The sequence below is a fragment of the Nocardia beijingensis NBRC 16342 genome, from assembly GCF_001612785.1.
Taxonomy (GTDB): Bacteria; Actinomycetota; Actinomycetes; order Mycobacteriales; family Mycobacteriaceae; genus Nocardia; species Nocardia beijingensis.
Map to the genome: position 1 here is coordinate 13,097 of NZ_BDBC01000028.1, position 21,804 is coordinate 34,900.

The window sequence follows — 21,804 nt, forward strand, 5'->3', positions numbered from 1 at the left end:
CGTCGGCCGGCAACCGATCAGCGACACCTGCCGGGTGGCGTCAGCGCGCGCCGGACAGCCCGGGTGTGACGGCTTCGACGAGTCCCAACGCCTGGTCGGCGGGAAGGTCGACCACCGCGTAGCGCTTCTTGCCCGCCGCGGTGGCCGCGATGACGGTGGCGACTCCGGCGCGGCGTTGGAAGAAGGTCTGGCGCACGGTCCAGCCGATCACGCCGGGGGCCTCCAGGCAGTCGCGGTCGCGGTCGAGCGATCCGGCCTGGGTGATCAGCCAGGCGGGGTTGCCGGTCGTGCGGGGCAGCACCGCGTGCCCGAGGCCACGGTAGCGGTCCTCGGCGAGGGCGAGCGCGAGCGGCAGCGTGAGGCCGGGCAGCAGCCACCACCACGGCGAATAGTGCTGTCCCGCAAGCGAGTTGACGAGCAGCACCGCCGCGATGAGGGCGACCGGCGCGAGTGCGCGGGTATGTCTGCGTCGCCGGGCGGCCGGGCCGTGCGCGGTCAACGGGGCGCTGCCCGGCGCCGGGACGGCGTGCGCGTCCGCCGCGCCCGCGCCGGTGGGCCGCGCGTCCGGACGGACAGGAATGTCGTTGTCGCGCACTTCTTCCGGGGCGAGCAGATGTCCGAGGGTGTGCTCCACGGCGCCGCGCGGAGCCTGCGGGAGAATCCGCTGCCGGGGATTCTGGCCGGTCATGATGGCCTCGAGTTCGGCGCCGCCCGCCAGGCGCAGCAACAGCGGTTCGGAGACCGTCGCTCCGCGCAGCCGGGCCCGGTCGAGGGTGATCTGGCGGGTGGTGAACAGGCCGTGGCGCAGCTGCAAGGTCTTGCCGTCGTCGCGGACGCGCAGCCCGAAATAAGTGGTCAGATAGTGCGCGCACGCGGCAGCGCTGACCGCGACGACGATGACACTCAGCAGCGCGACCCCGGCGAGCACGAGGACGAGCACGCCGCCGTCCTCCACGTCGTGCACCGCGTCGGACCGGAAGACGATCTCACCGAGACCGTATTGCAGCGCGAAGCCGACGATCGGCGCGATGATCGCGAACCCGGTCAGCGACAGCGGGGCGTAGCGCACCCACGCCGGACGCCAGTGCCCGATCTCGCGCGCCCGGGTCCGCGCGGCGGTGAAACCGCCGGACACGTTCTGCTGCGGCTGTTCTCGGTCCTTGCTCGCGTCGACGCGGTCCGCCGTATGGGCGAGCAACGCGGCGCGCAACGGCGGGACGACGCGGGCGTCCAGGGCGTCGAGCTTGAACTTCTCACCCGAATCCGCCTGCTGGCCGGTCCCGATCGCCAGCACCGCAAGCCCGAGGGCCCGGTGCAGCAGGTCGGCTTCGATGTCCACCGAGCGGATCCGAGACCGGGGCACCGACAGTTTCTTGCGTTCCAGCAGCCCGGTGCGCAGTTCGACGTGCGTGGGCCCGACTCGATACGTCGTGGTGAACCAGCGGGTGAGCGCGAATCCGACGATCAACGCGAGCGGGATGACGCTCCACACGTGGTTGCCGCTGCTGGTCCCGAGGATCACCGAACCGATCAGCACCGGGATGAACTTCACCACCTCGGTGATCGGGTGCACCAGCAGCATCCGCTTGTCCAGCCGCTGCCAGGGTTGCCCGGCGTCGGTCGCTTCGGCGCTCATGTCGCGTCTCCGCGGTGCTGGGCGGCGATCCGGGTCAGCCGCGCCACGGTCTCCTCGGCGACCGGCAGGTCCAGCGCGCTGATCTGCACCGCGCCGGCGGAGGACGCGGTGGTCACGGTGACCGTCGCCAGTCCGAGCAGGCGTTCGAGCGGTCCGCGTTCGGTGTCGACGGTCTGCACCCGGGAGATCGGCGCGACCCGGCTTTCCTGGGTGAGCCAGCCGACCCGGGTGTAGACCGCCTCGTCGGTGACCTCCCAGCGGTGCACCGCGTACCGCCACCACGGTGCGACGCCGATGTTCACCGCGGCCGGCACGAGCGCGACCAGGAAGAATCCGAGCTGCCAGCCGCGATGCGCGGAATCGAGCACCGCCCACACCAGCAGGGCCGCGAACGGGATCACCCACGCGATGGCGGCCTGCACGGTCCACAGGAGCTTCGCCTTCGGACTGGGGCGCCAGGCCGGATCGGCCATGATCGTGCGCGGCTGCGACATGCTGCCAATAGTTGCACGAAGACACGGTCGCTGTCGCAGTCGACGATGAGCCGTTACGTGACTTCGCCGATCCGGCAGGCGGGTGGCCGGGGGCTTCTCCTTACTGGACGAGAACGACTGCGCGCCATCCGATTCGAGCACGAGTCCGTCGTGGGTGTGCGGCGCGAGACGGGAAGGATCGTCTCGGCGCTCTCCCCGAGCCGGCGTCGCAGAGCAGCGGCACGGAATAGCCTCGGGTACCGCGCAGTTGTCAACGCTCAACGGCGCTCCGCGTCCCCGCGTGGGCTCCGTGGCGAGCGGAGCCGTGGCCGTCCGCTTCGCCGCAACCAGCACTGGAGGGAGACAGTTCCGGATGTGTAGCGCATGATCGAGGGCGTGACCGACCTACCGAACCCGAGCGTCCCGTCCGCGCCGCCCAGTCCTTCGGCCATGCGCCGGGCGCTGCGCAGGGCCCGCGACGGTGTCACGTTGAACGTGGACGAGGCCGAGGTGCTGCTGCACGCCACCGGCGACGACCTGGCCGATCTGTGCCGCAGCGCCGCGCGGGTGCGCGACGCCGGGCTGGCCTCAGCGGGGCGTCCGAAGACGATCAGCTATTCCCGCAACGTCTTCATCCCGCTGACCCGCCTGTGTCGGGACAAGTGCCATTACTGCACCTTCGTGACGGTGCCGGGCAAGTTGCGCGCCGAGGGCAAGGGCATGTTCCTCGAACCCGACGAGGTGCTCGACATCGCACGCAGGGGCGCGGCGCTCGGTTGTAAAGAGGCGCTGTTCACGCTGGGTGACCGGCCCGAGGACCGCTGGCCGGAGGCCGCGCAGTGGCTGGACGAGCGCGGGTACGACTCCACGCTGGACTACCTGCGCGCCGTGTCGATCATGGTGCTGGAAGAGACCGGCCTGCTGCCGCACCTGAACCCGGGCGTGATGTCCTGGGAGGAGATCGCGCGGCTCAAGCCGGTGGCGCAGTCCATGGGCATGATGCTGGAGACCACCTCGACGCGGCTGTTCACCGAGAAGGGCAACTGCCATTACGGCAGTCCGGACAAGGACCCGGCCGTGCGGCTGCGGGCCATCACCGACGCCGGGCGGCTCTCGGTGCCCTACACCACCGGCATCCTGGTCGGCATCGGCGAGACGATGGCGGAGCGGGCCGCATCGATCATGGCGATTCGCAAGCAGCACAAGGCTTTCGGGCACATCCAGGAAGTCATCGTGCAGAACTTCCGCGCCAAGGACGACACCGCGATGCGGGACGTGCCGGACGCGGGCCTGGAGGAATTCCTCGCCACCATCGCCGTCACCCGCATCCTGCTCGGGCCGGACGTGCCGGTGCAGGCGCCGCCGAACCTGGTCTCGCACGCCGAGTGCCGCGCGCTGATCGACGCGGGCATCGACGACTGGGGCGGCGTCTCGCCGGTGACACCCGATCATGTGAACCCTGAGCGTCCGTGGCCGAACCTGGACACGTTGCGGGAGATCACCGAGGCGGCGGGCTATCGGCTGGTCGAGCGGACCTCCGCGCACCCGAAGTACGTGCGCGCGGGCAACCCGTGGGTCGATCCGCGGATCGGCGCGCACGTCGCGGCGCTCACCGACCCGGCGACGGGGCTGGCGAATCCGGACGCGATCCCGGTCGGCCTGCCCTGGCAGGAGCCGGACGAGTCCTGGGAGTCGGCCGGACGCGTCGACCTCAACACCGCCATCGACACCGAGGGCCGCAACACCGAGGCCCGCAGCGACTCGGCGCTCGGGCAGGACATCGTCGGTGCCTTCGGCGACTGGGACACCATTCGCGAACAGGCCCGCGACCTCGCCGCCGCCCCTGCGCAGCGGCTGGACTCCGACGTGCTCGCCGCGCTGCGCGCCGCCGAGCGGGACCCGGCCGGGCTCAGCGACGCCGAATATCTCGCGCTGGCCACGGCCGACGGCGCGGAGCTGGACGCGGTCGCCGCGCTGGCCGATCAGCTGCGTCGCGACACCGTCGGCGACGACGTCACCTATGTGGTGAACCGGAACATCAACTTCACCAACGTCTGCTACACCGGGTGCCGCTTCTGCGCGTTCGCCCAGCGCAAGGGCGACGCGGACGCGTTCACCCTGAGCACGGAGGAGGTCGCCGACCGGGCTTGGGAGGCGCATGTCGACGGCGCCACCGAAGTCTGCATGCAGGGCGGCATCGACCCCGACCTGCCGGTCACCGGGTACGCGGACCTGGTGCGGGCGGTCAAGCAGCGGGTGCCGTCGATGCATGTGCACGCGTTCAGCCCGATGGAGATCGTGAACGGCGCCTCGCGCGGCGGCCAGAGCGTGCGGGACTGGCTGGTCGCGTTGAAGGAGGCGGGCCTGGACACCATCCCCGGCACCGCCGCGGAGATCCTGGACGACGAGGTGCGCTGGGTGCTCACCAAGGGCAAACTGCCCACCTCGGCGTGGATCGACGTGATCACCACGGCGCACCAGGTCGGCATCCGGTCCAGTTCGACCATGATGTACGGCCACGTGGACAACCCGAAGCACTGGGTCGGGCACCTGCGGGTGCTGCGCGGCATCCAGGACGAGACCGGCGGGTTCACCGAGTTCGTGCTGCTGCCGTTCGTGCACCAGAGCGCACCGCTGTACCTGGCGGGCGCCGCGCGGCCTGGTCCGACCAACCGGGACAACCGCGCCGCGCACGCGCTGGCCAGGATCATGCTGCACGGGCGGATCCGCAACATCCAGACCAGCTGGGTCAAGCTCGGCATCACCGGCACCAGGGTGATGCTCAACAGCGGCGCCAACGATCTGGGCGGCACGTTGATGGAGGAGACCATCTCCCGGATGGCGGGTTCGCAGCACGGCTCGGCCAAGACGGTCGCCGAGCTGGTGGAGATCGCCTCCGGCATCGGACGGCCGGCCCGGGAGCGGACGACGACCTACGGCGTCCCGAAGCACCGCGGATCGTCCGTCTCCCCGGGGCTTCAGGCGGTACTGGTCGATTGATACGCCGATCGCGTCGTGGCCCGGCGACGGCGACAGGTTCGGGCCCACGGCGCGACCGGTTCTCCGGTCGGCCGCGGGCAGCCGGGACCGGCGCGAATGCGGCCCCGCCGCCGCGCGCTCCGGCGCTACCTCCCGGAACGTGGTCCCCGGGGCGTGCGGCGGGTGGCGGAGTCCGAATCGTGCCCCGCGTCGGGGTGCGCCGGGCAGGAAGTTAGGGCAGGCTGACCAGTAGTAACGTGGGGTGCCGGGATAGGGTTTCGCCGGGCGGACCATCCCGCAGGCGAGGACAGACTAGGAGAGCGGCAGTGCCGTACATCATCGCTGAACCGTGCGTTGACGTGAAGGACAAGGCATGCATCGAGGAATGCCCCGTGGACTGCATCTACGAGGGCGGTCGCATGCTGTACATCCATCCCGACGAGTGCGTGGACTGTGGTGCATGTGAGCCGGTGTGCCCGGTGGAGGCGATCTTCTACGAAGACGACACCCCGGACCAGTGGAGCGGATACGTGAACGCCAACGTGGATTTCTTCGACGAGCTGGGCTCGCCCGGCGGCGCGACCAAAGTCGGCAAGGTCGACTACGACCCGCCGTTCATCAAGGAACTGCCCCCGATGGCGAGTGAGTGAGATCTGACGTGTCACCGCGTGGCCGGGTCAGCAGTCTGCTGCCCGATTTTCCCTGGGACACCATCGCTTCGGTGAAGGCTCGGGCGGCCGCCCATCCCGGCGGGATCGTCGATCTGTCCGTCGGCACCCCGGTCGACCCGGTCGACCCGCTGATCCGGACGGCGCTGAACTCCGTCGCGACGGTCCCCGGTTACCCGACCACGCATGGCACCCCCGAGCTCCGCGCGGCCGCGGTCGACGCGCTGAAGCGGCGCTACGGGATCACCGGACTGGAGCCCGCGGCCGTGCTGCCCGCGATCGGCACGAAAGAGCTGATCGCGGGGCTGCCCCGGCTGTTGGGACTCGGCGCGGGCGACCTGGTCGTCATCCCCGAGGTCGCCTATCCCACCTACGAGGTCGGCGCGCTGCTGGCGGGCGCGCAGGTGCTGCGCGCGGACGGACTCACCCGGCTCGGTCCGCAGACGCCCGCGCTGATCTACGTGAACTCGCCGTCCAATCCCACCGGCCGGGTGCTCGGCGTCGAACATCTGCGCAAGGTGGTCGCCTTCGCCAGGGAGCGCGACGTGATCGTCGCCTCCGACGAGTGCTACCTGGGCCTGACCTGGGAAGGGCGCGGCGTCTCCGTGCTCGACCCCGAGGTGTGCGACGGCGACCACACCAACCTGCTGGCCGTGCATTCGCTGTCCAAGACCTCCAATCTGGCCAGCTACCGCGCCGGATTCGTGACGGGCGACCCGGAGCTGGTCGCGGAACTGCTCGAAGTGCGCAAGCACGCGGGCATGATGGTGCCGTTCCCGATCCAGGCCGCGATGACCGCCGCGCTCAGCGACGACGCCCACGAGGCGCGCCAGCGGGAGCGCTACCGCGCCCGCCGCGACGTGTTGCGGAAGGCGCTGGAAGCGGCGGGTTTCCGGATCGATCACTCCGAGGCGGGCCTGTATCTGTGGTCGACGCGCGGCGAGCCGTGCCGTACCACGCTGGAGTGGCTCGCCGCCCGCGGCATCCTCGCCGCGCCCGGCGACTTCTACGGCCCCGGCGCGAGCGAGCACGTGCGGATCGCGCTGACCGCGACCGACGAGCGGATCGCGGCGGCGGCCGAACGGCTGACCGCGGGCTGACGCCTGCGTCGCCCGGCTCCGGCGAGCGCAGCAACGCTCAGGGGGCTGGTCGCCGCACCACGTTGTGCGGCGGCGTGTCGGCGTACGCGTCGGCCGTGCCCGGCGAGCTAGCCTGAGGTATGGACGCTGTCACGGTTGTCCCTACGCCCGCCAACGAACCGGTGCACTCCTACGCGCCCGGAAGTCCGGAACGGGAGCTACTGCTCGGCAAGCTCGCCGAGCTGTCCGCCGAGTCCGTCGACGTGCCGCTCGTGATCGGCGGCAAGCACCGGCCCGGTCTCGGCGAACGGCACGATATCGTCGCCCCGCACCGGCATCGGCACGTGCTGGGGACCTACACCCAGACCACGCATTCGGAAGCGCACGCGGCCATCGACGCCGCGACGGCCGCCGCCCCGGGCTGGCGGGCGCTGCCGTTCGAGGAGCGCGCCGCGGTGCTGCTGCGCGCCGCGGACCTGCTGGCCGGGCCGTGGCGGGAGACGATCGCCGCGGCCACCATGCTCGGGCAGTCCAAATCGGCACAGCAGGCCGAGATCGACGCGCCGTGCGAACTGGTCGACTTCTGGCGCTTCAACGTCGCGTTCGCGCGGGAGATCCTGGAGCAGCAGCCCCGCTCCAGCGCCGGGGTGTGGAACCGGATGGACTATCGGCCGCTGGAAGGGTTCGTCTACGCCATCACGCCGTTCAACTTCACCGCCATCGCCGGGAATCTCCCGACCGCGCCCGCGCTGATGGGCAACACGGTGGTGTGGAAGCCGTCGCCGACGCAGACGCTGTCGGCCTTCCACACGATGCGGCTGCTGGAGGCGGCGGGCCTGCCGCCCGGCGTGATCAACATGGTCACCGGCGACGGGGCGCAACTGTCGGAGGTGGCCTTGGCCGATCCGCGGCTGGCCGGCATCCATTTCACCGGTTCCACCACGACGTTCCAGTATCTCTGGCAGCAGGTCGGCGCGAATATCGGTCGCTACCACGGCTATCCGCGCTTGGTGGGGGAGACCGGAGGCAAGGACTTCATCGTCGCGCACTCCTCGGCGGACCCCGGCGCGCTGCGCGCCGCCCTGATTCGCGGCGCCTACGAGTACCAGGGCCAGAAGTGCTCGGCGGCTTCGCGCGCCTATATCGCGCGGTCGGTCTGGCGCGCGATGGGTGATGATTTCCTGCACGACGCCGACGGGCTGACCTACGGCGACGTGGCGGATCTGTCGAATTTCGGTGGGGCGCTGATCGATCGGCGCGCCTACGACAAGAACGCGGCGGCCATCCGGCGCGCCGCCGACGCGGGCGTCGCCATCCCGGTCGGCGGGACCTACGACGACAGCGAGGGCTGGTTCGTCCGGCCGACGGTGTTCCTGACCGACAACCCGCACGACGAATCGTTCGCCACCGAGTACTTCGGGCCGATCCTCTCGGTGTACGTCTACGACGACACCCAACCGGGCGCCTACAGCGCCATACTCGCCGAAGTCGAGTCGGCGGCGCCCTACGCGCTGACCGGCGCGGTGTTCGCGCAGGACCGGTTCGCGATCGAACAGGCCGACGCCGCATTGCGTTTCGCGGCGGGCAACTTCTACGTCAACGACAAGCCCACGGGCGCTGTGGTGGGGCAGCAGCCGTTCGGCGGGGCACGCGCCTCCGGCACCGACGACAAGGCGGGCTCGCCGTTGAACCTGCTGCGCTGGGTCGCGCCGCGGACGATCAAGGAGACGTTCGTGCCGCCCGTCGACTACCGCTACCCGCACATGGACCGGTGATCACACCAACGGTTTGCCCTGCCGCAGGCGCCTGCGCAGGTCGAACAGGTAGGCGTTGAGCGGGAACATACGCGCCCCGTCCGGCAGCCGTCCGTGCACGGCTCCGATGACCCGCAGCAGCCGGTCCAACCGCCGCTGGTCGCGGTCGGTCCAGGTCATGCCCATCTCGTCACGCAGGTGCTGGGGAAGCAGGCCGGTGACGACGAAGCGCTGCAACCCGGCGAAGACCACCTGCACCGGTCGCGGCATCATCTTCAGGTCGATCAGGCCGTTGAAGTAGTCCCGCAACTCCGGCTCGATGCCGCGCTGTTTCAGGTTCTCATCCCAATACCGCTGGAACTCGGCGCGATTCGGCGGCCACATCTCCGGCCGCATCTGAAGGGTGGTGCCCAGTCGCGCGGCGTAGGCGTAGAAGGCGTCGGCGGCCGCGTCGTCCATCGGGCCGTGCATCCGGGTGTAGAGGTCATCGATGCCCCAGTACAGGCACGCGGCGACCCACAGCTGGAGGTTCGGGTCGAAGGCGTTGTACTTGACCGGGCTCGCGGCCGTGGAGCGCACCGACCGGTGCGACACGTTGACGGCCTCGCGGTAGGCGTCGCGTTCCTCGTCCGACCCGAGCAGCGCCACGGCGATGTAGGTCAGGGTGGTGCGCAGCCGCTTGATCGGATGCAGGGTGACCTTGCCGCTGTCGACGGTGCTCTCCAGCACGCCCCGGCCGACCGGGCGCAGGCTCAGCTGCATGATGACGTTGGCGGCGCCCCCGAGGAACGCGGCGATGCCGTCCACGTACTCCGCGGCCGTCTCGGGGGTGAGGGTCCGGCTCGGATCCGGTTCGTGCTCGGCGGTGCGCAGCGGCGCGGTCATCGTCGACCTCGTCTTTCGTATCCGCCCGATCCCCGGAGGATCGGTCGATGAGAAGATTATGTCCTAACCCTCTCATCGACTCGGGGGCCTGTCAATCGGACTGAGGCGGCGGTGATGATGTGCGATGCTGAAAGTGTCATCGTGTCGCCGTCGCGGATAGGGTTGAAGGTATGGCCAGGCTGACCAGACTGCTGCCGCTGGTGCGCAGCACTGCCCCGGAGGATCGCAACCAGGCGCGCGTGCTCGACGCGGCGCTGCTGGCGTTCCTCGACTTCGGCATCAAGCGAACCAGCATGGTGGAAGTGGCCCGCCGCGGCGGATTGTCCCTGGCCACCCTCTACCGCCGCTTCGCGAGCAAGTCCGATCTGATCATGGCCGTGGGGCTGCGGCAGACGCGCGAGTTCATCGAGGAGGTCGACGCCGCGCTCCAGCGCCAGGTCGACCGGGACGCCGGCGCCGAGGAACAGATCGTCGAGCTGTTCGCCGCGTTCATCAACGGGTTGCGCGGCAACCAGCTGATCCACCGGCTGCTGGCCACCGAACCCGAACTCGTGCTGCCCTACCTGACCACCCAGGGCGCGCCGGTCATCGAACTCGGCCGGGATTACCTCGCGGAGTTCATCACGCGCTTGCAGCGGGAGGGCAAGCTGCCCGAATACGATCCGGAGCCGTTGGCCGAGATGATCGCGCGCACCGCGCTGTCACTGGCGCTGACGCCGCAGACCGTCATCCCGCTCGGCGACGACGCGGCGATCCGGCAGTTCGCACGCGACCACGTGGTGGTGTCCTTCCGCGTGCGCTGACTCAGCGGTGCAGCGGCAGGCCGAACAGCATGGCTCCGAGCGCGGCCATGACGTCCGCGGTCTGCTCGGCCGCGGTGCCGCGGGTGTGCGCGGTCACCGCGAAACCCGGACCGAAGGACGTCGAGGCGACCTCGGGCTCGCCGAAATCCGACCAGCCCCACTTGGTGCCCTGCACGAACGGCCACCGGGCGGTGCCCCAGTCCTGTTCGGTGCCGTCTTGCGCCGTCGATCCCGCGGCGGCCATCCATTCGAAGATCGGCGATCCGGGATCGGTGCGCAGTTTGGTGGCCAGGAAGTCGGACACGTTCGCGGTGCTGGTCGCCCCGGCGCCCCAGTCGGGGCCGGGCACGGTCTCGGCGAGTCCGTATTCGGCGGCGACGGCCGCGATGGCCTGGGGATACTTGGCCTCCATCGCGGTCGCGGCCCCGTCATCGGAGTAGCGGATCATTCGCTCGCCCAGCATGCGGTCCTCGGGCGAGCCGTCGCCGTGGCGCAAGGCGTAGTCGGCGAGGAAGAGTTTGGCCAATGACAGGCTCGAGCGTGACTCGTGCTCGTTCGGGGTGCCCCAGCCGATGCCGACCACGGTGCGCACGGAGATCGACGTGCGCGGAGGCACTGCGGCGACCTCGGTTTCGGCCGAGTCGTCGGCACCGGCGACCGGCGCGGACAGCGCCACGAACACGCAGGCGATCAGCCCGGTCAACGTCGTTCGATAGCCCATCGTCTCCTCCTGGCCGGTGGCGCCGGATCGCGTCGGATGGCGATCAGCAGTACGAGATGCGATTGCCCAGTGATAACTGTGGTGAAACGACGGCCGCTTCAGACCAGGCGGAGCCCGAGGCGGCGCCGGACACGCATATCCAGCAGATAGGCGTTCAGCGGGAACGCGCGGATCGGTCGCGGAAGCCGGGACTGGGTGGCGCCGACGGCGCGCAGGATGTGGCCGAGCACGCGTTCGTCGCGGTCGGTCCAGGTCATCCCCATCTCGTCGCGCAGATGCGCGGGCAGCAAACCCGTCACGAAGAAGCGGTGCAGGCGCCCGAGGGCCAGCTGTGCGGGCCGCGGCAGCATGCGCAGGTCGATGAGATCGTCGAAATAGGCCCGGATCGTCGGGTCGATGCTGGTGTCGGCGAGATGGGCGGCCCAATACTCGGCGAAGGCGCGGCGGTCGGCGGGCCACATCGACTCGGGCATCTGGAGGGTGGTGCCGAGCCGGGCGCCGAGGCGGTGGAATGCCTCGGCCGTCGCCTCGTCCATCGGGCCGTGCATGCGCTCGTAAAGATCCCGCGCTCCCCAATGCAGGCAGGCCGCGACCCACAGTTGCAGCGCGGGATCGAAGGCGTTGTAGCGCACCGGGCTGGAGTCTGTGGAACGCACCTGGCGATGCGCGACGTTCACCGCCTCGCGGTAGGCGGCGCGTTCTTCGTCGGTGCCGAGCATCGCCACGGCGAGGTAGGTCAACGTGGTGCGCAGCCGTTTGACCGGATGCAACATCACATTCCCGCTGTCGACGGTGCTCTCCAGCACGCCGTAGCCGACCGGAGGGGTGCTCAGCTGCATGATGACGTTCGCGACGCCGCCGAACAGGCCCGCGACGCCGTCGATGTAGTGCCCGATGTCGAAGGAATCCGGCGGTTCGGGACGATGCGTCGCGGGAAGTGGCCTGGTCATCGTCGACCTCGCAGTGCTGAGAAAGCTGTACACCAACGTTCTCACCACGTCAGCGCGAGTGTCAACCGTCATACTCGGCGCCGCTTCGCGCGGGACGCCGCGACGCCGCCGCGAATCCGGCGAAGTAGCGTGAGCGAATGCCGTTCGGTCCGCCGCTGCTGCTCAGCTCCCTGAACCCGCTCGCCGTCGCAGGCGGAGCGGACATCCCCGACGCCGTCACCATCGACGGAACCACCCTCTCGCGCAGCGATCTGCTCGGCGCGGCCACATCGGTGGCCGAGCGCGTCGCGGGCGCGCAACGGGTGGCGGTGCTGGCCGAGCCCACCGTGCGGACCGTGCTCGCGGTGGTGGGTTGCCTCATCGCGGGCGTCACGGTGGTGCCGGTGCCCCCGGATAGCGGAACCACGGAACGGGCGCACATCCTGGCCGATTCGGGTGCTCAGGCGTGGTTGGGGAAAGCGCCGGAGGAAGCCTCGCTGCCCGTGGTGCCGGTGCGGCTGCACGCCAGGTCCTGGCACACCTATCCCGAACCCGATCCGGCCGGCACGGCTTTCGTCCTCTACACCTCGGGAACCACCGGCCTGCCCAAGGGGGTGATACTCAGCCGCGGCGCGATCGCCGCGGGTCTGGACGCCCTCGCCGAGGCATGGGCGTGGACCGCGAGCGACACGCTGGTGCACGGGCTTCCGTTGTTCCATGTGCACGGGCTGATCCTCGGTCTGCTCGGTCCGCTGCGGGTGGGCAGTCCGCTGATCCACACCGGCAAGCCGGCGCCGCAGGCGTACGCGGCGGCCAAGGGTTCGCTCTACTTCGGTGTGCCCACCGTGTGGTCGCGGGTGGTGGACGACCCCGACGCGGCGAAGCAATTGGCCGACGCGCGGCTGCTGGTCTCCGGTAGCGCTCCGCTGCCGGTGCCGGTGTTCGAGCGGCTGCGCGAGCTGACCGGGCACGCGCCGGTCGAGCGCTACGGCATGAGCGAAACCATGATCACGCTGTCCACCCGGGCCGACGGTGAGCGCAGGCCGGGCTGGGTCGGCACGCCGGTGCGGGGTGTGCGCACCAGGATCAGGGACGAGTCCGGGGCTCCGGTGCCGCACGACGGCGAGAGCATCGGCGCTCTGGAAGTGTCCGGGCCCATGCTGTTCGACGGCTACCTGAACCGCCCGGAGGCGACCGCGCAGAGCTGGACCGAGGACGGCTGGTTCCGGACCGGCGACGTCGCCGTCATCGACCAGGAAGGCTTCCACCGCATCGTCGGCCGGGAATCGGTGGATCTGATCAAGTCCGGTGGGTACCGGGTCGGCGCGGGCGAGGTGGAGACGGTGCTGCTCGGCCACCCCGCGGTGGCGGAGGCCGCGGTGGTCGGTCTGCCCGACGACGACCTCGGCCAGCGCATCACCGCGTTCGTCGTACTGCGGGATGCCGCGACCGAACGCGAGCTGATCGACCACGTGTCCGGGCAACTTTCGGTGCACAAACGCCCGCGCGAGATCCGCATGGTCGACGCGCTGCCCCGCAACGCCATGGGAAAGGTGCAGAAGAAGCAGCTCGGCTGACCGTGGGGATTGACCTCGAGTTAAGTAGAGGTTCTACGGTCGGCGCATGACTGCGACCCTGACTCCCGAACAGATCGACTACCTGAACACCCAGCGGCTGGGCCGGCTGGCCACCGTCCGGCCCGACGGCACCCCGCAGAACAACCCGGTCGGCTTCCGCTACAACGCCGACCTCGGCACCATCGACATCGCGGGCTGGAACATGGGCGCCTCGTGGAAGTTCCGCAACCTCGCCACCAACGACCGCGTCGCGTTCGTCGTCGACGACGTGGCATCGGTCCAGCCATGGCGAGTCCGCTGCCTCGAGATCCGCGGCACCGCCGAAGCCCTCACCGACGTCGACCCCTACATCTCCGGCGTCTCCCGCGAAATGATCCGCATCCACCCCCACCGGGTCATCGCCTTCGGCCTGGCTTCGTGAGTGGCACCACCATGTGCCACTCGCGGGGCCGGTTCAGTCGTTGGCGTGGAGGTCGGCGTTGAGTTCGATGCCGGTGCCCTTGCGGTGGACCACTTCGACGGCGCCGGTGGTGGAGTTGCGGCGGAACAGGAGGTTGTCGCGGCCTGCCAGTTCGGCGGCCTTGACCACAGTGCCGTCGGGGGTGGTGACCTTGGTGCCCGCGGTGAGGTAGAGGCCCGCCTCGACGACGCAGTCGTTGCCGAGGGGGATGCCGAGGCCGGAGTTCGCGCCGAGCAGGGAGCGTTCGCCGATGGAGATGACCGTGGTGCCGCCGCCGGACAGGGTGCCCATGGTGGACGCGCCGCCGCCGATGTCGGAGCCGTCGCCGACCACGACGCCCGCGGAGATGCGGCCCTCGACCATGGACGCGCCGAGGGTGCCCGCGTTGAAGTTCACGAAGCCCTCGTGCATGACGGTGGTGCCGGAGGCCAGGTGCGCGCCGAGGCGGACCCGGTCGGCGTCGCCGATGCGGACGCCGGAGGGCAGCACGTAGTCGACCATGCGCGGGAACTTGTCCACGCTGTACACCGTGACCGGCCCGCGGGCGCGCAGCTTGGCGCGGGTGGCCTCGAAGCCATCGACCGCGGCGGGGCCGTGATTGGTCCACACCACGTTGGTCAGCAGGCCGAACTGGCCGTCCAGGCTCACTTCGTGCGGCTTGACCAGGCGGTGCGAGAGCAGGTGCAGGCGGAGGTAGACGTCGTGCGCGTCGACCGGGGCCGCGGACAGGTCGGCGATCGTGGTGCGCACCGCGATCACGTCGACCCCGCGCGCGTCGTCGAAGCCGAGCAGCGCCGCGTACTCGGCGGGCGCCTCGTCCAGCCGCTTGGTGCCGGTCTCGGCGAACTCGCCCAGCTGCGGGTTCGGGTACCACGTGTCCAGCACGGTCCCGTCCGCGGTCACGTTGGCGATACCGATGGCTGCTGCTCCCTGGATGCTCACGGCCTAGAGGTTACCGACCCGTGCCGGGCAATGGTGCGGCTGCTCCGGCGACCCCGATCACCAGGCTCGATACGCGTCCGGCTGCCGGACCGGTGGGACGAGTGTCCTGGTGGGACCTGCTGCTGCGCATGTGTCGGTCCGCCCACCGGGCCGCGCCGTCCGCGTAGCGGCAGGTTCCGGCCATGCCGCTGATATATCGCCGACCCGGTGGTCGCCGACGTCGTCCGCGCGGACGGCTATCCCGTGCGAGGGGGTGGCACACCGGCCGGTACCGGCGGCCGCGGCGGGGCACCGGTCGTAGGGTGAAGCGCGTGACCATCGACCTGCATGCCGACCCGATCACCTTGACCGCCGCGCTCGTCGACATCCCGAGCGTCTCGCGCGACGAGGCGGCCGTCACCGATGTGGTGGAGCGCGCGCTGCGGGAGCAGACCACGGGGTTCGAGATCCTCCGGCACGGGAATGTGGTGCTGGCGCGCACCCATCGCGGCCTGCCCACCCGGGTGATCCTCGCCGGGCACCTGGACACCGTGCCGATCGCCGACAACGTGCCCGGCCGGTTCGCGGTGAACGCGGCGGGTGAGCGAGTCCTCTACGGCTGCGGCTCGGTGGACATGAAATCCGGCGACGCGGTCTTCCTGCACTTGGCCGCCACCGTCGCCGACCCGGTGCACGACCTGACCCTGATCTTCTACGACGGCGAGGAGATCGCCGCCGAGTTCAACGGCCTCGGGCACATCGAACGCGACCTGCCCGAGTGGCTCGCCGGCGACCTCGCCGTGCTCGGCGAACCGTCCGGCGGCTGGATCGAGGCCGGTTGCCAGGGCGCGATGCGCATCGGGCTGCGCACCTCCGGCGTGCGCGCGCACGCGGCGCGGGCGTGGCTGGGCGACAACGCGATTCATCGGCTGGCTCCGATCCTGCGGCGGCTGGCCGACTACCGCGCCAGGGAAGTGGACATCGACGGCTGCGTCTATCGCGAGGGCCTGTCCGCGGTGCGGGTCGAGGCCGGTGTGGCGGGCAACGTCGTGCCGGACGCCGCCGAGCTGGAGGTCAACTTCCGTTTCGCGCCCGACCGCACCATCGACCAGGCCGTGGAGCACGTGCGCGAGGTCTTCGCCGGCCTCGAGCTGTCCTTCGAGGTCATCGACGCCGCGCCGGGCGCGCTGCCGGGGCTGACGGCCACGGCCGCCAAGGACCTCATCGCCTCGGTGCAGCGCCACGGCGGCGGCGGTGTGCGCGCGAAGTACGGCTGGACCGACGTCTCGCGTTTCGCGGCCCGTGGCATCCCCGCAGTCAACTTCGGTCCCGGCGATCCCAACCTCGCGCACAAGCGCGACGAGCACGTGCCCGTCGACCAGATCACCGCCGTCACCGCGATGCTCCGCAGCTACCTGAGCGGCACGCCGGACTGAGCCGCCGCGGCGTCGATCCTGGTCGGCGCATCCCCGCACTCCGACTCGGACCGGCGCGTATGCCCGCTCCGCCATGCCGTTCGATCACCGCCGGTCATCGAGATCGCCAGTGGCCGACGAGAGCCCGCGACCGTGGTTCGCGCGGTGGCGTGCGCCCTGAGCGCCGAGATTGCGACCGCGTCTCAGCCCGCCTGCCTCCGGCTGAACATCGGACGACTTCTCCCGTCCAGCCAGGGAGACCCCCTTGCCTGGCGGTAGCGTGGAACGCATGTCCACCGACGCCGCGGACCGTGAGGTCACCAGCAAACCGAAGTCGACACCGAAGTTCCGCGGGCCGATCATGTTCCGGCGCGACCGTGCCGACGGTGTCAGCACCGCCGACCGGAACTTGCTGGACAAGCGCGGCGACACGGACTGGGTGCACACCGATCCCTGGCGCGTGCTGCGTATCCAAGCCGAGTTCGTCGAGGGCTTCGGCGCGCTCGCCGAGGTGCCCCGAGCGGTGACCGTCTTCGGTTCCGCGCGCACCTCCGCCGACCATCCGGAGTACCAGGCCGGGCTGGCCATCGGCGCCGCCCTGGCGCGTGCGGGCTTCGCGGTGATCACCGGCGGCGGTCCGGGCGCGATGGAGGCGGCCAACCGGGGCGCCTGCGAGGCGGGCGGCTACTCGATCGGCCTCGGCATCGAGCTGCCGTTCGAGCAGAGCCTCAACGACTGGGTCGATCTGGGTATCAATTTCCGCTACTTCTTCGTCCGCAAGACGATGTTCGTGAAGTACTCGCAGGCGTTCATCTGCCTGCCCGGCGGCTTCGGCACGCTCGACGAGTTGTTCGAGGCGCTGACGCTGGTGCAGACACACAAGATCACCCGGTTCCCGATCATCCTGTTCGGCACCAGGTATTGGGCCGGGCTGGTCGATTGGTTGCGCGATTCGCTGGGCGGCTCCGGCAAGATCTCCCCGGGCGACCTCGGACTGCTGCACGTGACAGACAGCGTCGACGAGGTCGTGGACATCATCCAGGCCGCCGCGATAGCAGGCGGCGCCGAGGACGCGATCGGGACGGAGGATCAGTGGTGAGCGAGCGGCCTTTCGCCGTCTGTGTCTACTGCTCGGCGAGCACGACCGACCAGGACCACCTGTCGCTGGCCGCCCGGGTCGGCACCGAGATCGCCAGGCGCGGTTGGCAACTGGTGTCCGGCGGCGGGCACGTCTCGATGATGGGCGCGGTCGCCACCGCGGCGCGCGCGGGCGGCGCGAACACCATCGGCGTGATCCCCAAGCACCTGGTGCACCGTGAGGTCGCCGATGTCGACGCCGACGAACTGGTCGTCACCGACACCATGCGCCAGCGCAAGCAGGTGATGGAGGACCGCGCCGACGCCTTCCTCACCCTGCCCGGCGGCATCGGCACGCTGGAGGAGTTCTTCGAGACCTGGACCGGCGGCTATCTGGGACAGCATGGGAAACCCGTTGTTGTGCTGAATCCCAATGGATTCTTCGACGGTTTGTTCTCCTGGCTGGACGAGCTGTACGAGCGGAAGTTCGTGCCCCAGACAGCGTTGTCCCGGATTACCGTGGTGACCGATCTCCCGTCCGCGTTCGCGGCGCTGGAGGCGCGCCTACCCCGTGAGGAGAGCTGAAGACGTGAGCACCGATGCCCGCTCGACGGTGAGTCTGGCCGACCTCGCCCGCCATCTGCCCGCGATGGCCATGGACGCGCCGGGCATGCTGCGCAACGCGCTGAACATGCTCGTGACACCGGATTCCAAGTCGTCGGTGGGCCTGTACTTCCAGCGCAACGCCCACCGGCATCCGGACCGCCCGTTCCTGCGGTTCGAGGGCACGGCCTACACCTACGGCGCGGCCAACGCGGAGGTGAACCGGTATGCGAGCGTGCTCGCGGCACGAGGGGTGCGCCGCGGCGACGTGGTGGGCGTGCTGATGACCAACCGGCCGGAGACGCTGTTCGTCGTGCTGGCCACGGCCAAGCTCGGGGCCACGGTGGGACTGCTCAACCATCATCAGCGTGACCAGGTGCTGGCGCACAGCATCGGCCTGCTCGACAGCGTGCTGAACGTGGTCGGCGCGGAATGCTCCGAGGCGATCGACTCGCTGCCCGAACCGCCCGCGAACGTCCTCCCGGCCGACGAACTCAGCGCGGCCGCCCGCGACGCCGACGACGGCGACCCGCCGAGCTGCGCGGAAGTCACCGCGCGCGAGCGGGCGTTCCTCATCTTCACCTCCGGCACCACAGGACTGCCGAAGGCCAGCGTGATGACGCATCTGCGCTGGACCAAGAGCATGGCCGGACTCGGCGGCCTCGGTATCCGCCTGCGCGGCAACGACACCATGTACTGCTGCCTGCCGCTGTACCACAACAACGCCCTCACCGTCGCGTTGTCCGCGGTGCTTGCTTCCGGCGGCGCGTTCGCGCTCGGCCGGAGTTTCTCCGCGTCCCGGTTCTGGGACGAGGTGATCCGCGAGCAGGCCACGGCGTTCATCTACATCGGCGAGCTGTGCCGCTACCTGGTCAATCAACCGGCCAAGCCGAGCGACCGGCGGCATTCGATCCGGCTCGCCGTCGGCAACGGATTGCGTCCGGAATTGTGGGACGAGTTCAAGTCCCGGTTCGGCATCGACCGCATCGTGGAGTTCTACGGCGCCAGCGAATCGAACATCGCCTTCGTCAACGCCTTCGGTGTGGACCGCACGGCGGGTTTCGGCCCGCTGCCGTACGCGGTCGTCGAGTACGACGAGGAGACCGGAAAGGCCAAGCGCGACAAGAACGGACGCCTGCGCCGGGTCGGCACCGGTGGCGTCGGCCTGCTGCTGGCGAAGGTGACCGACCGCTCCCCGTTCGACGGTTACACCGACAAGGCCGCCTCCGAGGCCAAGCTGGTGCGCGACGGCTTCGAATCGGGTGACGTCTGGTTCGACACCGGCGATCTGGTGCGCGATCAGGGCTGGCACCACATCGCGTTCGTGGACCGGCTCGGCGACACGTTCCGCTGGAAAGGGGAGAACGTGGCGACCACCGAGGTGGAGGGCGCGCTGAGCAAGGCGGAGGCGATCGAGCAGGCGGTGGTCTACGGCGTCGACATCCCCGGCACCGACGGCAAGGCGGGCATGGCCGCGGTGACGCTGCGTCCCGGCGCGGAATTCGACGGCGCGGCGGTGGCGAAGCTGGCCTATGAGCGATTGCCGGGATATGCCGTTCCGCTGTTCGTCCGGATCGTGCACGAGCTGGAGCAGACCTCGACGTTCAAGAGCCGCAAGGTCGAACTGCGCAAGCAGGGCTACAGCGAGGACTCCGACAGCACGCTGTACGTCCTCGCGGGCCGCAGCGAGGGTTACATCCCCGCCTACGCCGATTACGCCGCCGACGTAGCAGCGGGCCGCGTTCCGAAGAGCTGACGGCCGGCAGCGGAAAGAGCCTGGTGGCGGTGGTTGTCACAGCGGTGCCGCAGGACTGCGCGCTGATCTTGTGGCACTCGACTGGTACGGTCTGGGAATTAGGAGACGACCGGTTTCGCGACCACATGGTCACTCGTCGGGCACCCCGGACCCGTCACGACTCGACCGCGATCCCGGTCTCCTGATTTGTACGGCCTGATTCGCGGAGAGGCGGGACAGCGACATGTTCAGCTCGACCGCGGCGCCGCTTCCCACGCTGTGCGGACGGCCGGTGGCGACGGATCGAGCGCTGGTGATGGCGATCGTGAACCGCACCCCGGACTCGTTCTACGACCGCGGCGCCACGTTCACCGACGCGGCGGCCATGGACGCGGTGGCACGCGCGGTGGACGAGGGCGCCGATCTCGTCGATATCGGCGGGGTGAAGGCGGGGCCGGGTGATTCGGTGGACGCGGCCGAGGAGACGCGCCGGGTGGTGCCGTTCGTGGCGGCCATTCGCGCCAAGTACCCGGAGCTGCTGATCAGCGTCGACACGTGGCGCGCCGAGGTGGCGGCGGCCGCGGTGGACGAGGGCGCGGATCTGATCAACGACACCTGGGCCGGCGCCGATCCCGATCTCGTTCCGGTGGCCGCCGCGCACGGCGCGGGTGTGGTGTGCAGTCATACCGGCGGCGCGGTGCCGCGCACCAGGCCGCACCGGGTCCGCTACGCCGACGTGGTGGGCGAGGTCACCGAGACGGTGGTGCGGGCCGCCGAGAACGCGCTCGCGGCGGGGGTGCGCCGGGATTCGATCCTGATCGATCCGACGCATGATTTCGGCAAGAACACCTATCACGGGCTCGAACTATTGCGCCGAGTCGACGTTCTTGTAAAAACCGGATGGCCAGTCTTGATGGCGCTGAGCAACAAGGATTTCATCGGGGAGACTCTAGGTGTCGGTCTTTCCGAACGGCTGGAGGGCACATTGGCGGCGACAGCGTGGTCGGCGGCGGCAGGCGCCAGAGTCTTTCGTGTCCACGAAGTCGCCGCGACGCGGCGGGTCGTGGACATGATCGCCGCAATCCAGGGCATCCGGCCCCCCGCACGAACCTTGCGAGGTCTGGCATGACATTTCAACACCGTGAGCCCGCGTGGGCGACGACCAATACCTGGGACACCCCGAACTGGCGCGTGGACGAACTCGTCTCCGCGAAAGCCGGGCGCACCGTGTCGGTGGTGCTGCCCGCGCTGAACGAAGAACGCACCGTGGCCGACGTGGTGGCCAGCATCCGGCCGCTGCTCGGCACGCTGGTGGACGAACTGATCGTGCTCGACTCCGGTTCGACCGACGCCACCGCGGAGCGGGCCCGCGCCGCGGGCGCCGAGGTGATCAGCCGCGAGCAGGCGGTGCCGGAGCTGGAACCGGTCGCGGGCAAGGGCGAGGTTCTGTGGCGCTCGCTGGCGGTGACCAGCGGCGATCTGATCGCCTTCGTCGACTCCGACCTCATCGACCCTGATCCCGCCTTCGTGCCGAAACTGCTCGGCCCGCTGCTCACGGTCGACGACCTGCACTTGGCCAAGGCGTATTACCGCAGGCCGTTGCGGCAGGGCGGCGCGGTGGACGCGCACGGCGGTGGTCGCGTCACCGAGCTGGTCGCCCGGCCCCTGCTGGCCGCACTGCGACCGGAACTCGCGCAGGTGTTGCAGCCGCTCGGCGGTGAGTACGCGGGCACCCGGGAACTGCTCACCTCGGTGCCGTTCGCACCGGGCTACGGGGTGGAGATCGGGCTGCTGCTCGACACCTACGACCGGCTGGGCATGTCCGCCATCGGCCAGGTCAACCTCGGTGTGCGCACGCATCGCAACCGGCCGTTGGCCGACTTGGGCGTGATGAGCCGCCAGATCCTCGGCACCGTGCTCGGTCGCAGCGGCATCCAGGACTCCGGCGCCGCGCTGACCCAGTTCCCGCTGATCGGTGACGAGTTCACCGCGCATCGCACCGAGGTCTCCCTGCTGGATCGCCCGCCGATGATCACCCTCCGGCCGGCCCGCGCCGCGGCCTGACGCGTTCTCGCGCCGCACGCGGACG

The 21,804-nt window shown here is 70.0% G+C and carries 19 protein-coding genes; 13 read left to right on the top strand and 6 right to left on the bottom strand.

From position 1 onward, the window contains the following. Positions 1-40: 40 nt before the first annotated feature. Positions 41-1,636: a PH domain-containing protein gene (locus NB3_RS17445; RefSeq protein WP_067804102.1), complete on the bottom strand. Its 1,596-nt coding sequence runs from the start codon at positions 1,634-1,636 to the stop codon at positions 41-43. Beyond that, a complete protein-coding gene (locus tag NB3_RS17450; protein ID WP_067804105.1) occupies positions 1,633-2,130 on the bottom strand; it encodes a PH domain-containing protein in 498 nt (165 codons plus the stop codon). The genes NB3_RS17445 and NB3_RS17450 overlap by 4 nt, the downstream gene beginning before the upstream one ends. 363 nt (positions 2,131-2,493) lie before the next feature. On the opposite strand from NB3_RS17450, the gene NB3_RS17455 reads away from it, so the two are divergent. The 4 genes from NB3_RS17455 to pruA all read left to right on the top strand — a co-directional run bounded on the left by NB3_RS17455 (position 2,494) and on the right by pruA (position 8,610). After that, on the top strand, positions 2,494-5,109 hold the full coding sequence (locus NB3_RS17455) for a bifunctional FO biosynthesis protein CofGH (RefSeq protein ID WP_067804108.1): 2,616 nt from the start codon (positions 2,494-2,496) through the stop codon (positions 5,107-5,109). 305 nt (positions 5,110-5,414) lie between these two features. Beyond that, the gene (gene fdxA, locus NB3_RS17460; RefSeq protein WP_014987978.1) at positions 5,415-5,738 is read left to right on the top strand and encodes a ferredoxin; all 324 of its coding nucleotides are present in this window, start codon (positions 5,415-5,417) and stop codon (positions 5,736-5,738) included. A gap of 8 nt (positions 5,739-5,746) precedes the next feature. After that, complete coding sequence (dapC, locus tag NB3_RS17465) at positions 5,747-6,856, top strand: succinyldiaminopimelate transaminase (RefSeq protein ID WP_067804111.1); 1,110 nt, start codon at positions 5,747-5,749, stop codon at positions 6,854-6,856. Between the two features lie 119 nt (positions 6,857-6,975). Next, positions 6,976-8,610: an L-glutamate gamma-semialdehyde dehydrogenase gene (pruA, locus tag NB3_RS17470; RefSeq protein WP_067804115.1), complete on the top strand. Its 1,635-nt coding sequence runs from the start codon at positions 6,976-6,978 to the stop codon at positions 8,608-8,610. Here the strand turns inward: pruA and NB3_RS17475 are convergent, their stop codons facing one another. Further along, complete coding sequence (locus NB3_RS17475; RefSeq protein WP_067804117.1) at positions 8,611-9,474, bottom strand: oxygenase MpaB family protein; 864 nt, start codon at positions 9,472-9,474, stop codon at positions 8,611-8,613. Between the two features lie 170 nt (positions 9,475-9,644). On the opposite strand from NB3_RS17475, the gene NB3_RS17480 reads away from it, so the two are divergent. Continuing rightward, positions 9,645-10,277: a TetR/AcrR family transcriptional regulator gene (locus NB3_RS17480; RefSeq protein ID WP_067804120.1), complete on the top strand. Its 633-nt coding sequence runs from the start codon at positions 9,645-9,647 to the stop codon at positions 10,275-10,277. Position 10,278: 1 nt separating this feature from the next. Here NB3_RS17480 and NB3_RS17485 read toward each other — a convergent pair whose 3' ends face one another. Together NB3_RS17485 and NB3_RS17490 are read right to left on the bottom strand one after the other, a co-directional pair. Continuing rightward, positions 10,279-10,998, bottom strand: a complete 720-nt coding sequence (locus tag NB3_RS17485; RefSeq protein ID WP_067804123.1) for a hypothetical protein — start codon at positions 10,996-10,998, stop codon at positions 10,279-10,281. A gap of 98 nt (positions 10,999-11,096) precedes the next feature. Then, positions 11,097-11,948 carry an oxygenase MpaB family protein gene (locus NB3_RS17490; RefSeq protein WP_067804126.1) on the bottom strand — a complete coding sequence of 284 codons (852 nt, stop codon included), beginning with the start codon at positions 11,946-11,948 and terminating at the stop codon, positions 11,097-11,099. Between the two features lie 137 nt (positions 11,949-12,085). On the opposite strand from NB3_RS17490, the gene NB3_RS17495 reads away from it, so the two are divergent. Then, entirely contained in the window at positions 12,086-13,504 is a 1,419-nt protein-coding gene (locus NB3_RS17495) for an acyl-CoA synthetase (protein ID WP_067804128.1), read from the top strand. 46 nt (positions 13,505-13,550) lie between these two features. Further along, on the top strand, positions 13,551-13,925 hold the full coding sequence (locus NB3_RS17500; protein ID WP_067804131.1) for a PPOX class F420-dependent oxidoreductase: 375 nt from the start codon (positions 13,551-13,553) through the stop codon (positions 13,923-13,925). A 33-nt stretch (positions 13,926-13,958) separates the two neighbouring features. Here NB3_RS17500 and dapD read toward each other — a convergent pair whose 3' ends face one another. Further along, positions 13,959-14,906, bottom strand: coding sequence for a 2,3,4,5-tetrahydropyridine-2,6-dicarboxylate N-succinyltransferase (gene dapD / locus NB3_RS17505; RefSeq protein ID WP_067804134.1), 948 nt, complete (start codon positions 14,904-14,906; stop codon positions 13,959-13,961). A gap of 311 nt (positions 14,907-15,217) precedes the next feature. Between dapD and dapE the strand changes: the two genes are divergently transcribed. From dapE to NB3_RS17535, 6 genes are all read left to right on the top strand, one after another. After that, positions 15,218-16,321 carry a succinyl-diaminopimelate desuccinylase gene (gene dapE, locus NB3_RS17510; RefSeq protein ID WP_067804136.1) on the top strand — a complete coding sequence of 368 codons (1,104 nt, stop codon included), beginning with the start codon at positions 15,218-15,220 and terminating at the stop codon, positions 16,319-16,321. Between the two features lie 268 nt (positions 16,322-16,589). Beyond that, positions 16,590-17,399: an LOG family protein gene (locus NB3_RS17515; protein WP_067804198.1), complete on the top strand. Its 810-nt coding sequence runs from the start codon at positions 16,590-16,592 to the stop codon at positions 17,397-17,399. Continuing rightward, positions 17,393-17,962, top strand: a complete 570-nt coding sequence (locus NB3_RS17520; RefSeq protein WP_067804139.1) for an LOG family protein — start codon at positions 17,393-17,395, stop codon at positions 17,960-17,962. Before NB3_RS17515 ends, NB3_RS17520 begins: the two co-directional genes overlap by 7 nt. A gap of 4 nt (positions 17,963-17,966) precedes the next feature. Then, on the top strand, positions 17,967-19,736 hold the full coding sequence (locus NB3_RS17525; protein ID WP_084486322.1) for a long-chain-acyl-CoA synthetase: 1,770 nt from the start codon (positions 17,967-17,969) through the stop codon (positions 19,734-19,736). A gap of 223 nt (positions 19,737-19,959) precedes the next feature. Further along, on the top strand, positions 19,960-20,844 hold the full coding sequence (folP, locus tag NB3_RS17530) for a dihydropteroate synthase (RefSeq protein WP_067804141.1): 885 nt from the start codon (positions 19,960-19,962) through the stop codon (positions 20,842-20,844). Next, complete coding sequence (locus NB3_RS17535) at positions 20,841-21,779, top strand: glucosyl-3-phosphoglycerate synthase (protein WP_067804144.1); 939 nt, start codon at positions 20,841-20,843, stop codon at positions 21,777-21,779. The genes folP and NB3_RS17535 overlap by 4 nt, the downstream gene beginning before the upstream one ends. The last annotated feature ends 25 nt before the right edge of the window (positions 21,780-21,804 follow it).